Below are 12821 nucleotides of genomic sequence, written 5' to 3'. Positions count from 1 at the left end.
GTGCGTCACGCTACGCTCTGCGGGATGCCTGAGTACGCGATGCTGGTCTACCCCTCGGCCAACCGGGTCTACGCCGCCTCCGCCCCCGCGCTGCTGCGCGCCGAGCTGGCGGTGTTCGGCGCGGGCCTGGCGGCCGAGCTGTCCGCGATCGACGAGGTCGAACTCGGTGGCGTCGGCTACGTGCGCCTCACCAGTTCGGCACCGCTCGGCGAGCGCGACCTCGCGCTGTTGTCGAACCTCTCGTCGCTGTACGCGCTGTTCGAGCTGGGTGACGACGTCCTGCGCCCGGTGCGGGTGACGCCGCTGGCGAAGGCCGACTCGGACCTGCTGACCATCCAGAAGTACGCGGGCAAGACGAACGAGCTGTTCACCAAGCTGCTGGTGAACGTCACGCTGATGGCGACCGCGGACCCGTTCTCGGACAAGCCGAAGTACCTGCTCGACCCGCTGTGCGGCCGCGGCACCACGCTGAACCAGGCGATGATGTACGGCCTGCACGCGACCGGCCTGGACGTCGACGCCAAGGACTTCGAAGCCTACGAGGCGTTCATCAAGACGTGGCTGCGGAACAAGCGCGTGAAGCACACGGCCGAGGCGGGTCAGCTGCGGCGCAACAAGGTCCGGCTCGGGCGGCGGCTGGACATCGAGTACGCGCTGGACAAGGACGCGTACAAAGCGGGCGACACGCGCAAGCTCACCTACTTCAACGCCGACACGCTCACCACCGACGAAGTGCTGCGGGCGAACTCCTTCGACGTGATCGTGACCGACGCGCCGTACGGCGTGCAGCACGGCAGCCACCGCGAGGCCGGCTTGCAGCGCAGCCCGCGAGACCTGCTCGCGGCCGCCGTTCCCGTGTGGACCCGGGTGCTGCGGCCCGGCGGCGCGCTCGGCATCTCGTGGAACACGACGGTGCTGCCGCGCGAGGAACTGGTCGAGGTGCTGCGCAAGGCCGGGCTCGACGTCCGGGAGGGCGGGCCGTGGGACGAGTTCTCCCACCGGGTGGACCAGGCCATCCTGCGTGACCTGGTCGTCGCGGCCAAACCCGCTTCCTGAGTCGTGCGTCGGCAAAGCGCTTTCAGGACTGGGTGAGCTCACCCCTCGCCGGCGTCGGAGCGTGCCCGTTGTCCTCCGGCGCCCCGGCAGGAGCCGGCGGCGTGCTCAGGCCGCGCTTCACCGAGTCCAAGATGGACAGTCCCTGGCCCACGAGCCCCGCGGCCATCTCGCCGAGGCCGTCGGCGCCGTTGAGGATGTTGACGTTCGCCCCGGACAGCCCGCGCCCGGCTTCCTTGACGATCTGCGGCAGCTGGTCGATGAGCATCCGGTCGAGCGCGACGCGGTTGTTCGACGCCGCCGCCTCCGCCTGCACGCGCATCTTCTCCGCCTCGGCGATCGCCAGGATGCGGATCCGCTCGGCCTCCGCGTCGGCGGGCTTGATGACCTCGGCGACCAGCTGCTGCTGCCGCAGCTCGGCTTCGCGCTGGGCCAGCTCGGTGCGCGCGTCGATGACCTCCTGCTGCGCCTTCGCCTGCGCCAGCGGCCCGGCCTGGGCGGCCTGGGCCTGAGCCGCCTCGACTTCGGCCCGGTACCGCGCCTGCACGATCGACGTCTGCCGGGCGTACTCCGCCTGCGTCCGCTGCGACTCCTGTTCGGCCTCCGCCGCGGTCTTGTTCGCCACGGCCTGCGCGATCTGCGCGTCCCGCTGGATGGCGGCGTTGTGCGGCGCGGCCATCGCGGCGATGTAGCCGAGCTTCATGTCGTCGATCGACTGGATCTGCAGGGCGTCGACGGTGAGGCCGATCTTCGCCATCTCGACGGCCGAGCCGTCCAGCACCTCGGTCGCCAGCTTCTGCCGCTCGGTGATGATCTCCTCGACCGTCATCGACCCGATGATGGACCGCAGGTGGCCGGCGAAGATCCGGCCGGTCAGCACGGACATCTGGTCCTGGTCGGAGAGGAACCGCTGGCCGGCGTTGACGATGCTCTCGGTGTCGTTGCCGACCTTGAACGCGATCACCGCCCGGACGGTGAGGGCGATGGCCTGCTTCGTCACGCACACTTCGGTCACTTCCGCCTCGCACATGGCGAGCGTGAGGAACCGGACTTTCCGGAACACGGGCATGACGAACGCCCCGTGGCCCGTGACGACCCGGAACGGCGACGCGCTCTTGCTGTTGCCCCCGGAGATCAGCATCGCCTCGTTGGGCGCCGGCACGCGGTAACCGAACATCGAATTTTCCTTCTGCGAGCACTAGGAAGCGGGATCCGAGGCGTCCCACGCCACGACGTCGACCGTGCGCCGTCCCCGGGTTTCCACGACCAGGACGGTCGTGCCCTTCGGCAGCTCCGTGTCGGACCAGGCAAGGAAGGTTTCCAGGCCGCCCCTGATCCTGATCAGCACCTCCCCGGGACCCCGCTGCCCGCGGGTGCCGACCAGGAGGACTCCGGTGCGGCCGGACGGGGAGAGATCGGAATGCATGGGTGCCGACCCCCCTCGGTGGCCGTCTCGGTGCGGGATCACCCCCGCTGGGACCCATTGTGCTCCCGGCGGACGCGCGCGGCAGGCACTGTGAGGTTCCGATCAGGAGGCAACCGGGTGGGCCGCTCGGGCGTGCGGCCGCGGCTATACTCCGGAGTGTGACCGTCGAGCAACGTCCCCTGCGCGCGGACGCCCGGCGGAACCGGGAGGCCCTGGTCGCGGCGGCACGGGAAGTCTTCGGCGCCAAGGGCGTCGACGCCCCGCTCGACGAGATCGCGCGGCGCGCCGAGGTCGCGATCGGCACCCTCTACAACCGGTTCCCGACGCGGGCGGACCTCGTCGAAGCCGCGTTCCTGCCGACGCTGGAAGAAGCACAGGCGCTCAGCGAAGAGGCCCTTGCGTGCGAGGACCCTTGGGAGGGTTTCGTCCTGTTCCTCGAGCGGTCGATCCTGATGCAGGTGGCCGACCGCGGGTTCACCCAGGTGTGCGCGCGGGCGTTCGATCCGGCGTCGGGGCTGGAGAAAGCCAAGCACGCCAACGCTTCCCGGATGCGACGGATCATCGAGCGGGCGCAGGAGGCCGGGGTCCTGCGCGCGGACTTCCAGCTCGCCGACCTGGCCGTGGTGTTCGCCGGGGCTTCCGCGGCGCAGGACTGGCGGCGTGGCCTCGCCCTGGTGCTCGACGGGCTACGCTCGCGGATATGACCTGGCTCGCGGACACCGCCACCTCGTACGACACGGTGGCGGACAGCTACGCGGATTTCGTGTCGGACGCACTCGAGAAGGAGCCATACCTCAAGGCGGCGCTGACACTGTTCGCAGCGCAGGTCGACGGGCCGGCGCTGGACGCCGGCTGCGGCCCGGGGCACTTCACGGCGTACCTGGCTTCGCTGGGGGTCGACGCGTCCGGCATCGACCTCTCGCCGGGGATGATCGACCTGGCCCGCCGGTCGCACCCGGACCTGCGGTTCGAGGTGGGGTCGATGACGGACCTCGCGCTGCCCGGCGCGTCGGTCGCGGGTGTGCTGGCGTCCTGGTCGCTGATCCACATCCCGGACGAGTCGGTGCCGGTGACGCTGGGCCACTTCCACCGCGTGCTCCGGCCGGGTGGCCGCCTGATGATCGGCTACCACGTCGGCGCGGGCACCCGGCTGAAGACCCAGGGCTACGGCGGGCACCCGATGCGGGTCAACGTCCACCTCCGGCAGCCGTGGTGGCTGGCCCGGCGGGTGCGGGAAGCCGGCTTCACCGTGGACGCGGAATGGCTGCTGAACCCCGCGGCCGAAGTGCCTCAGGCGATCTTGTTCGCTTCGAAATAGCCGGTTCATGAGTTACGCTCTCCCCATGCAGATGGGGGTTTTCCGCCGGTTCGGCGTGTTCGTGACTGTCGTCCTTTCGGTGCTCGCCTCGACGTTGCTGCTCGGCGCGTCCGCCGCGCAGGCCGCGCCGACGCCGCTGGGCAAGCAGAACTGGGTGGTCAGCGTCGCCGGGTTCACCGACGCCGCCGGCAGCAACTACCTGCGGCTCGGCTACCTCGTGTTCGACCCGTCGAGCAACGCCGTCCAGCACAACTTCTGGACGTGGAGCCAGCGCGACTACCCCGTTCCGGTGAACAGCGGGGACGTCTACTACTGCGGCGAGTTCCAGCCGGGCACCAACCCGCGCAACAACTGCGCGATCAAGACCGCGCCCGGGTTCACCGGTGACCCGAACGGCCACTTCACCGGCACTTACGCCTACGACTCGACGTCCGGCCAGGTGACGATCACCTGGACGAGCAGCACCATCAACGGCTCGACGACCGCGGTGAACCTCGGCGAGACCTGGGCGGTCTCCGAGCTGCACCCGGGTCTCGGCCGGATGCAGCTGGTGAACGACACCTACTCGATCACCAGCGGCTATGCGTACGGGAGCAACGCCTCACTGGCCCAGACCGGCAAGGCGTCGATGAGCGAGATCCGCGCTGCGCAGCGCTCGTACAAGTACGAGGCGCACAGCTGGAACAAGCTGAAGGTCACCACCGTGGCGCGCGGGTCGGGCGGCAGTTTCACGGTGGACACCACCTGGAACGCCTGCACGGATGGTTCGTGCCTCGGACACGTGCAGAAGAACGCGGGTTGCGACGCGGCCTCCTGCTGCCCGAACCCCGGCACCCCCGCTTACGACGCGTGCGTGAAGAAGCTCGCCGACAGCGGCGACCGGCGGTTCTACTACCTGACCGGCGACCTGGGCGGCCGGCGCAACAGCTACGAGTTCTGGTGCGAATGCCTGTCCTACGACGGGTGCTACCTGGGGAACAGCCACGTGCGGCCGCTGCTGCAGGTGATCGACGACGCGGGGACGTTCCAGGGCTGGGTGGGCGCCGAGGTCAGCCCCGACCGCAGCGGCACCCGGGTGATGGACGGCGAGTACTACAGCGCCTTCGCGATGGTGGCCTGACGCTCGGAGAACCCGGTCACGCCAGGCGCTCCCCCACGAACTTCAGGACGTCCGGCAGCACGCCGCGCCAGTACTCGTCGTCGTGCTTGCCCGGCGAGAACCGGGACACCGCCGGGTTCACGGCTTTCACCAGCTTGCGGTCCGCGCCCAGGAACGGGTCCGACTCGCCGCACCACACGCCGACGGCCTCCGGGCGCAGGTCGGCCGTGTGCAGCAGGGGTTCGGAAGCCCGCCAGCCGGCCTCGTCCGCGAACACCTTGCGGCTGCGGGCGTCCGGCCAGCTGACGAACAGCGCCGCGCTCGCCGTGGCCACCGCCTTCAGGTCCGGGTGGGCGCGGGCGAACCGCAACGCGCCGAAGCCGCCCATCGAAATGCCGAACACCGCCGACGCCGGGCGCAGGTCGCGTCCCGCCAGCCAGCCGGGGACCTCGTCGGTGAGCATGCGCTGCGGGTCGTCGTCCGAACCGACGTTCACCCAGTAGTGGTCACCGTCGACCGCGGCGACCGCGAACGGTGGTGTTCCGGCGCGGACCGCCGCCGTCAGCAGCTGCGGGACGCCCAGCGAAAGGAACGTCCGCGCCTGGGCACCTCGGCCGTGCAGGGCCAGGCACACCGGCAGCCCCGAAGCCGGGACGCCTTCGGGCGTGATCAGGACCAGGTCGACGTCGGTGCCGCGGGCCGCCGAGTGCATGCGCTGCACCGTCACCGGGTCGCGCAACGCCGACGGGCGGGTCGGCTCCGGCACCGCGGGCGGGCCGGGTGGTGGCCCGGACGGTGGGGACGAGCAGCCCGCCAGCAGCGCGAGTGCGCTGCCGGCGAGCAGGCCACGGCGGGAGAGCACGGGTCAGCCCCGGCTCTCCTCCTCCGCGAACTCGTCGGTCTCGGCGTCTTCGGAGTCTTCGGTGTCCTCGCGAGGAGCCTTGTACGGGTCGGCGTCGCCCGCGTGCTGGGCACCGGCCGAGCGGCGCGCGACCTCCGCGTCGGCCTCGCGGGCCTTCGCGAGGAGATCTTCGATCCGCTTCGACTCCTCGGGAATCGTGTCGGCGACGAAGGTCAACGTCGGGGTGTAGCGGACTCCGGTGCCCTGCCCGACCTTCGTGCGCAGCACGCCGCGCGCCGATTCGAGCGCTGCGGCGGCACCGGCGAAGTCCGGGGGGACGTCCAGCTTCTCGCCGAGCACCGTGTAGAACACCGTCGCGTCGTGCAGGTCGCCCGTGACCTTCGTGTCCGTGATGGTCACGTAGTCCAGCCGCGGGTCCTTGACCTCGTGCTCGATCGCCGACGCGACGATCTGCGAGATCCGCTTGGCGAGCTTGCGAGCTCGAGCAGGATCGGCCATGTCGTTCTCCTAGAAAGTGCTAATCGTCCGGACCGAGCAGCCGGCGGCGCGCGGAAAGCAGTTCGAACTCCGGTCTGCTCGCCACGTACCGCTCACACGAGTCGAGCACGTCACGGACGTGCTCGCCACCTTCGGCGACCACGGCCACCCCGATGAGGGTCCGGCGGTGCAGGTCGGTGTGTCCGGCTTCGGCCACCGACACGGCGAAGCGCTTGCGCACCTCGGCCAGCACCGGACGGACCACGGATCGCTTCTGCTTCAGCGAATGGACTTCGCCGAGCAGGATGTCGAGCTCGAGAGCTCCGACGAACATAGGCAGTTTTGGTGGTGTAGTAGGGAGACACCGGGTGTGCGCGAGAACGCACACCCGGTGTCGATCGTCCTTACGCTCGCGGCTTCTCGCGCTGCTCGTACGTCTCGATCAGGTCGCCGACCTTCAGGTCGCCGTACGAACCGAGCGTCAGACCGCACTCGTAGCCTTCGCGAACCTCGACCACGTCGTCCTTGAACCGCCGCAGCGAGCTGATCGGCAGGTTCTCCGCGACGACGGTGCCGTCGCGGAGGAGACGGGCCCGGGCGTTGCGCCGGATCTCGCCGGACATGACCAGGCAACCCGCGATCGTGCCGATCTTGGAGGACTTGAAGACCTCGCGAACCTCCGCGCGGCCCAGCTCGACCTCTTCGTACTCCGGCTTGAGCATGCCCTTGAGGGCCTGCTCGATCTCGTCGATCGCCTGGTAGATGACCGTGTAGTACCGGACGTCGACGCCCTCGCGGGTGGCCCGCTCGGTCGCCTTGCCCTGGGCGCGGACGTTGAACCCGAGGACGATCGCGTCGGACGCGGTCGCCAGGTCGATGTCCGACTCGGTCACGCCACCGACACCGCGGTGGACCACGTTCAGCTCGACCTCGTCGCCGACGTCCAGCTGGAGCAGCGAGGCTTCGAGGGCCTCGACCGTACCCGAGTTGTCACCCTTGATGATCAGGTTGAGGCTGTTCGTCTCCTTCAAGGCGGAGTCGAGGTCCTCGAGGCTGACCCGCTTGCGGCGCGACGCGTTGAGCGCGTTGCGCGTACGAGCGGAACGGCGCTCGGCGATCTGCCGGGCGACGCGGTCCTCGTCGACCACCAGGAAGGTGTCGCCCGCACCCGGCACCGAGGTGAACCCGATGACCTGGACGGGACGCGACGGCAGCGCCTCGGTGACGTCGACGTTGTGCTCGTCGACCATCCGGCGGACGCGGCCGTAGGCGTCACCCGCCACGACCGAGTCACCGACACGCAGCGTGCCTCGCTGGACCAGGACGGTGGCCACCGGGCCGCGGCCGCGGTCGAGGTGCGCCTCGATCGCGACACCCTGGGCCTCCATGTCCGGGTTGGCCCGGAGGTCCAGCGCGGCGTCGGCGGTCAGCAGGATCGCCTCGAGCAGGCCGTCGATGTTGATGTTCTGCCGCGCGGAGATCTCGACGAACATCGTGTCGCCGCCGTACTCCTCGGCCACGAGGTTGTACTCGGTCAGCTGCTGCCGGATCTTGTCCGGGTTCGCGCCTTCCTTGTCGATCTTGTTGATCGCGACCACGATCGGGGCCTTGGCGGCCTGCGCGTGGTTGATCGCCTCGACCGTCTGCGGCATCACACCGTCGTCGGCCGCCACCACGATCACCGCGATGTCGGTCGAGTTCGCACCACGGGCACGCATGGCGGTGAACGCCTCGTGACCCGGGGTGTCGATGAAGGTGATCAGGCGCGGGTTGCCCTCGAGCTCGGTCTCGATCTGGTACGCACCGATGTGCTGCGTGATGCCGCCGGCCTCGCTCTCGCGGACCTTCGTCTTCCGGATCGTGTCGAGCAGGCGGGTCTTACCGTGGTCGACGTGACCCATGATGGTCACGACCGGCGGCCTGACCTGCAGGTCCTCTTCGCCACCCGCGTCGTCGCCGTAGGTGATGTCGAAGGTACCCAGCAGCTCGCGGTCCTCCTCCTCGGGGCTGACGACCTGAACGTGGTAGTTCATTTCGCCGCCGAGCAGCTCGAGGATGTCGTCCGACACGGACTGCGTCGCGGTGACCATCTCGCCGAGGTGGAAGAGCACCTGCACCAGCGAAGCCGGGTTGGCGTCGATCTTCTCGGCGAAGTCGGTCAGCGAAGCACCCCGCGGCAGCCGGATCGTCTCGCCCTGGCCCTTGGGCAGGCGGACGCCGCCGACGCTGGGCGCCTGCATGTTGTCCATGTACTCCTGGCGCTTCTGCCGCTTCGACTTGCGGCCCTTGCGCGAGGGACCACCGGGACGCCCGAAGGCACCCGCGGTACCGCCACGGCCACCGGGGCCGCCACGGCCACCGCCGCCGCCACGGAAACCGCCGCCGCCACCGGCCGGGGCACCGCCGCCGCCACCGGGACCGCCGCCACCGGGACGGAAGCCACCGCCACCGCCGCCGCCACCACCGGGACGGAAGCCACCGCCGCCGCCACCGCCACCGGGACCGCCGCGGAAACCGCCGCCGCCACCGGCGCCACCGGGACGACCGCCGCCGCCACCACCGGGGCCGCCACGGGCGCCGCCACCGGGACCACCGCGGGCGCCGCCGCCGGGACCGGCCGGGCGCTGCGTGCGGCCCGGCATCATGCCGGGGTTCGGCCGCGGGGGCATGTTGCCCGGGCTCGGCCGGTTGCCACCGGCGCCGCCACCGGGGCGCGGGGCCGGACGGTCACCGGCACCCTGGTTGCCGCCGCCGGGACGCGGCGGGCGGTTGTCGCCGCCCTGGCCGCCACCGGGGCGCGGGCCCTGCGGGCGCGGCGGGGCGCCGGAACCGACGCCGAACGGGTTGTTGCCGACGCGCGGGGTGCGCGGGCCGGGCTTGGGACCGCCGGGCTTGGGGCCCTGCGGCTTCGGCGGGACGACCGAGCCGGTGCCCTGCGCGGGCGCGGCCGGGGTGTCCTGCTTCGGAGCGGCCGGAGCCTCCGCTTTGGCGGCCGGGACCTGCTCCTGGGGTTCGGGCGCGGCGGGCTGCTGACGCGGGCCGGGCCGGGGACCGGGGCGCTGCCCCGGGGTGGCCGGCTTCGACGCCGCGGGCGCCTGCTGCTGGGGTGCGGCCGGAGCCGCCTGGACCGACGGGGCCGGAGCGGGAGCCGCCTGGGCCGCCGGAGCCTGCTGGGCAGGCGCGGGGGGCTTCGGGGCGGCGGGCTTGGCGGCCGGCGGACCGGGGCGCGCCGACGGGCCGGGGGTGGGCTTCTTGGCGCCCTTGGGCGCATACGCGTCGCGAAGACGGCGGGCGACGGGCGCCTCGACCGTGGACGACGCGGACTTGACGAACTCGCCCTGTTCCTTCAACTTCGCGAGAACGTCCTTGCTGGTAATGCCGAGCTCCTTAGCGAGCTCGTGTACTCGGGCCTTGCCTGGCACAGCTCTCCTCATCTAGGGGAGGCCAGGCGGAAAACCCGCTGACCTCGTCCTTATTGTCTGACGCTCATGGCTTCAGCTTCACGGCTGACTCATGACGGGTCGACCTGCTTCCTTGATTCCTCGCGACCCCGGGGACGTCCCGGGGTCGTGGTGCGGAGTGGTGCGCCCGACGTGCTCGCGGACCTCGCGGGCGTCGAGCGCCCCGGGAGCCCGCAAGGCTCTCGGGAAGGCTCGCCGCCGTTCGGCCTTGGCCAGGCAGTCCGGGTCGGGGTGCAGCCAAGCTCCCCGGCCCGGCAGCCGCCGACGTTCGTCGACGACCACCCGCCCGGCCACCGCGACCACGCGCAGCAGCTCACCGATCAATGCCCGCCGCTTGCAGCCGACACAAGTCCGCACCGGGGAATTCCGGTGGGGCTGGTGCTCGGCTACCCGCCGCGGGCGTTGAACCACTCCTGAGTCTAGCGCTTCGACATTCACTCAGCCGAACCGGTTGTCGCGGCGGGCCGCGGCGGACGGGCGTGGTCTTGATCACCCTCGTCGTCAGCCGGTGCGGCGTCGCTGCGGATGTCGATCCGCCAGCCGGTCAGGCGGGCGGCAAGACGGGCGTTCTGGCCCTCCTTGCCGATCGCCAGCGACAGCTGGAAGTCCGGCACCACGACGCGGGCGGTCTTCGCCCGCTCGTCCACGACTCGTACCGAAACAACCTTCGCCGGCGACAGCGCATTCCCGACGAAGCGGGCCGGGTCCTCGGAGTAGTCGATGATGTCGATCTTCTCACCGGCCAGCTCGCTCATCACGTTGCGCACGCGCGCGCCGACCGGGCCGATGCACGCGCCCTTGGCGTTGACGCCCGCCACGGTCGACTTGACCGCGATCTTCGTGCGGTGCCCCGGCTCGCGCGCGACGGCGGCGATCTCCACCGTCCCGTCGGCGATCTCCGGGACCTCCAGCGCGAACAGCTTGCGCACCAGGTTCGGGTGCGAGCGCGAGAGCGTGATCTGCGGGCCGCGGTTGCCCCGCGAGACCGTGACGACGTACGCCTTGATCCGGCTGCCGTGCTCGTAGGACTCCCCCGCCACCTGCTCGGCGGACGGCAGCACGCCCTCGGTGTCACCCACCTGGACGACGACCATGCCGCGCGCGTTGGCGCGGGCGTCGCGCTGGATGACGCCGGCGACGATCTCGCCCTCCTTGGTGGAGAACTCGCCGAAGGTCTTCTCGTGCTCGGCGTCGCGCAGGCGTTGCAGGATGACCTGGCGCGCGGTGGTGGCGGCGATCCGGCCGAACCCCTCCGGGGTGTCGTCCCACTCCTCGTCGGTCTCGCCGTCGTGGGTCAGCGTGCGCGCGAGGACGCGCACCAGCCCCGTCTTGCGGTCGATGTCGATGCGGGCGTGCGCCTGGTGGCCCTCGGTGTGCTTGTACGCGGTGAGCAAGGCCGTCTCGATGGCCTCGATCACCGTTTCGAAGGGGATGTCCTTGTCCCGTTCGATCGCCCGTAGCGCGGCGATGTCGACGTTCACTTCGACCCCTTCTCCGTCTCGGCGGCGATCATGCCGGACGCGTCGTCTTCGAGCAGTTTCAGGTCCTCGGCGGGCGGCTGCTTGAACTCGATCTCCACGACCGCCTTCGCCACGTCGGCGTAGCGGACCTCGCGGATCTTGCCGCCTTCGAGGACGCGGGCGGCGTCCGCGCCCGCGTGGCCGACCCGGCCGATGAAGGGCGCGCCGTCGGCCGGGGTGACCTTCACCAGGCGGTACCGCGCGCGCCGCCAGTGCCGCGGCTGGGTGAGCGGGCGGTCGAGGCCCGGCGAGGTGACCTCCAGCGTGTAGGCGCTCGCGAGCACGTGCTCGTTCTCGTCGAGCACCGCCGAGACCTTGCGGCTGATCTCGGCGACCTCGTCCAGCCCGACCCCGTCGTCGGCGTCGACGACGACCTTGACCAGCTGCCGCCGGCCGGCCTGCTGCACCTCGAACGAATCGAGGTCGAAACCCGCGGCGGTGACGGCTTCGGCCACTATCGGCTGAAGCCGGCTGGCGAGTTCTCCTGGCACGTGGGGCTCTCCTGTCTCGGTCGGGTCGGTGGTGGACCAGCTTATCCGGTCGCCCGGTCACCCCGCGCGAGCGGCGGGGGCGGCCAGGGGCCTGGCAGGATGGGGCGGCGTGACCGGAAGACCGACCGAGCTGACCCGTCGTGCCGCCCTCCGCGCGGGGGCGCTGGCCTCCCTGACCACGCTGGCCGTCCCCCTCGCCGCCTGCGGGCCCGGCTACGACGAAAGCCCCGACCCGCTGCGGCCGCTGCTGGCCGCCGCCCAGGCGGACGCCACCGCCGCGCGGGCACTGGCCGCGGGCAAGGACGCCGACGCCGCGGGCCAAGTCGCCGACGCGCGCGCGGCGCACTCGGCCGCGCTGAAGTCCGAAGTGGACCGCCTGAACCGGCCCGCGCCGTCGCCGTCCCCGGCGCCGCCGGCGCCCGCGGCGCTCAGTGATCTGAAGGAGCGGCTGGCGACCGCCCGCAAGCAGGCCGAAGACCTCGTCGGCGGGCTGCCGCGCTACCGCGCCGGCCTGGTCGCGGCGGTCGCGGCGGGCTGTGCGTCGCTCCAGCGCGTCGCCCCGGCTCTCGGGCCCGGCGAAGACGCCCCGAAGGTGGGAGCCGCGCCGCCCGGCGCCGTCCCCCAGGAGGCGGTGGACCCACTGCAGGTGGCGCTCGCCGCCGAGCACGCCGCCGTGTGGGTGTACGGGCTGGTCAGCGCGTTCCTGCCGGGCGCCTTCGGCGACGCTGAGAAGAGCGGCGCCGCGGAGCACGCGCTGCGCCGTGACTTCCTGCAGACGATGCTGTCGGCGTCCGGGGCGACCCCGGTCGCCCCGGAACCGGCGTACGTGCCGAAGAAGCCGGTGACGGACGCGGCGTCGGCGGCGCTGGTCGTCGCGACGGCCGAAGCCGACTGCGCGTCGGCGTGGCTGGCGGTGATCAACCACACGGACGACGCGGGCCTGCGCACGACGGCCCTGCACGCGCTGGTCGCCGCCTCCCGCCGCGGCACGCCGTGGCGGTCCGAAGCCGGCGAGAAGCCGGTGGCGATCGCCATGCCCGGCCAAGCGGGCTGAAAGTCCGTGAATGGCACATTGAGGGACTTAGAGTCCCTCAATGTGCCATTCACGGACTTC

14 protein-coding genes are annotated in these 12821 nt (G+C 71.4%); 5 read left to right on the top strand and 9 right to left on the bottom strand.

Features of this window, described 5'->3' with window-relative positions:
- Nucleotides 1-24 precede the first annotated feature (24 nt).
- Nucleotides 25-1056: a TRM11 family SAM-dependent methyltransferase gene (locus tag A3CE_RS0141500; RefSeq protein WP_026469361.1), complete on the top strand. Its 1032-nt coding sequence runs from the start codon at nt 25-27 to the stop codon at nt 1054-1056.
- Nucleotides 1057-1078: 22 nt separating this feature from the next.
- Here the strand turns inward: A3CE_RS0141500 and A3CE_RS0141495 are convergent, their stop codons facing one another.
- Both A3CE_RS0141495 and A3CE_RS0141490 read right to left on the bottom strand, forming a co-directional pair.
- On the bottom strand, nt 1079-2230 hold the full coding sequence (locus tag A3CE_RS0141495; RefSeq protein ID WP_020646016.1) for an SPFH domain-containing protein: 1152 nt from the start codon (nt 2228-2230) through the stop codon (nt 1079-1081).
- Between the two features lie 21 nt (nt 2231-2251).
- Nucleotides 2252-2479 carry a hypothetical protein gene (locus tag A3CE_RS0141490; RefSeq protein WP_003084005.1) on the bottom strand — a complete coding sequence of 76 codons (228 nt, stop codon included), beginning with the start codon at nt 2477-2479 and terminating at the stop codon, nt 2252-2254.
- A gap of 158 nt (nt 2480-2637) precedes the next feature.
- Here A3CE_RS0141490 and A3CE_RS0141485 point away from each other — a divergent pair, with 158 nt between their 5' ends.
- The 3 genes from A3CE_RS0141485 to A3CE_RS0141475 are packed head-to-tail and all read left to right on the top strand — an operon-like array spanning nt 2638 to nt 4917.
- A complete protein-coding gene (locus A3CE_RS0141485; RefSeq protein ID WP_020646015.1) occupies nt 2638-3183 on the top strand; it encodes a TetR/AcrR family transcriptional regulator in 546 nt (181 codons plus the stop codon).
- Nucleotides 3180-3797: a class I SAM-dependent DNA methyltransferase gene (locus A3CE_RS0141480; protein ID WP_020646014.1), complete on the top strand. Its 618-nt coding sequence runs from the start codon at nt 3180-3182 to the stop codon at nt 3795-3797. Before A3CE_RS0141485 ends, A3CE_RS0141480 begins: the two co-directional genes overlap by 4 nt.
- Before the next feature lie 25 nt (nt 3798-3822).
- Nucleotides 3823-4917, top strand: coding sequence for a hypothetical protein (locus A3CE_RS0141475; RefSeq protein ID WP_020646013.1), 1095 nt, complete (start codon nt 3823-3825; stop codon nt 4915-4917).
- A 16-nt stretch (nt 4918-4933) separates the two neighbouring features.
- Here A3CE_RS0141475 and A3CE_RS0141470 read toward each other — a convergent pair whose 3' ends face one another.
- The 7 genes from A3CE_RS0141470 to rimP form a co-directional block, all read right to left on the bottom strand.
- Nucleotides 4934-5758 carry an alpha/beta hydrolase gene (locus A3CE_RS0141470; protein WP_020646012.1) on the bottom strand — a complete coding sequence of 275 codons (825 nt, stop codon included), beginning with the start codon at nt 5756-5758 and terminating at the stop codon, nt 4934-4936.
- Nucleotides 5759-5761: 3 nt separating this feature from the next.
- Nucleotides 5762-6256 (bottom strand): 30S ribosome-binding factor RbfA, encoded by a 495-nt coding sequence (rbfA, locus tag A3CE_RS0141465; protein ID WP_020646011.1) that lies wholly within the window; start codon nt 6254-6256, stop codon nt 5762-5764.
- 19 nt (nt 6257-6275) lie between these two features.
- Nucleotides 6276-6569, bottom strand: a complete 294-nt coding sequence (locus A3CE_RS0141460) for a DUF503 domain-containing protein (RefSeq protein WP_020646010.1) — start codon at nt 6567-6569, stop codon at nt 6276-6278.
- A gap of 70 nt (nt 6570-6639) precedes the next feature.
- Complete coding sequence (infB, locus tag A3CE_RS0141455; protein ID WP_026469360.1) at nt 6640-9657, bottom strand: translation initiation factor IF-2; 3018 nt, start codon at nt 9655-9657, stop codon at nt 6640-6642.
- Between the two features lie 78 nt (nt 9658-9735).
- The gene (locus A3CE_RS52395) at nt 9736-10053 is read right to left on the bottom strand and encodes a YlxR family protein (protein ID WP_080582936.1); all 318 of its coding nucleotides are present in this window, start codon (nt 10051-10053) and stop codon (nt 9736-9738) included.
- A 77-nt stretch (nt 10054-10130) separates the two neighbouring features.
- The gene (gene nusA, locus A3CE_RS0141450) at nt 10131-11177 is read right to left on the bottom strand and encodes a transcription termination factor NusA (protein ID WP_020646008.1); all 1047 of its coding nucleotides are present in this window, start codon (nt 11175-11177) and stop codon (nt 10131-10133) included.
- Complete coding sequence (gene rimP / locus A3CE_RS0141445; protein WP_026469359.1) at nt 11174-11707, bottom strand: ribosome maturation factor RimP; 534 nt, start codon at nt 11705-11707, stop codon at nt 11174-11176. Before rimP ends, nusA begins: the two co-directional genes overlap by 4 nt.
- 109 nt (nt 11708-11816) lie before the next feature.
- On the opposite strand from rimP, the gene A3CE_RS0141440 reads away from it, so the two are divergent.
- Nucleotides 11817-12761 carry a ferritin-like domain-containing protein gene (locus A3CE_RS0141440; protein ID WP_020646006.1) on the top strand — a complete coding sequence of 315 codons (945 nt, stop codon included), beginning with the start codon at nt 11817-11819 and terminating at the stop codon, nt 12759-12761.
- Nucleotides 12762-12821: the final 60 nt, after the last annotated feature.

The organism is Amycolatopsis balhimycina FH 1894 (assembly GCF_000384295.1).
Lineage (GTDB): Bacteria > Actinomycetota > Actinomycetes > Mycobacteriales > Pseudonocardiaceae > Amycolatopsis > Amycolatopsis balhimycina.
Note: the sequence above shows the minus strand (reverse complement) of the source record. Positions and strands in the feature narration are given on the sequence as shown.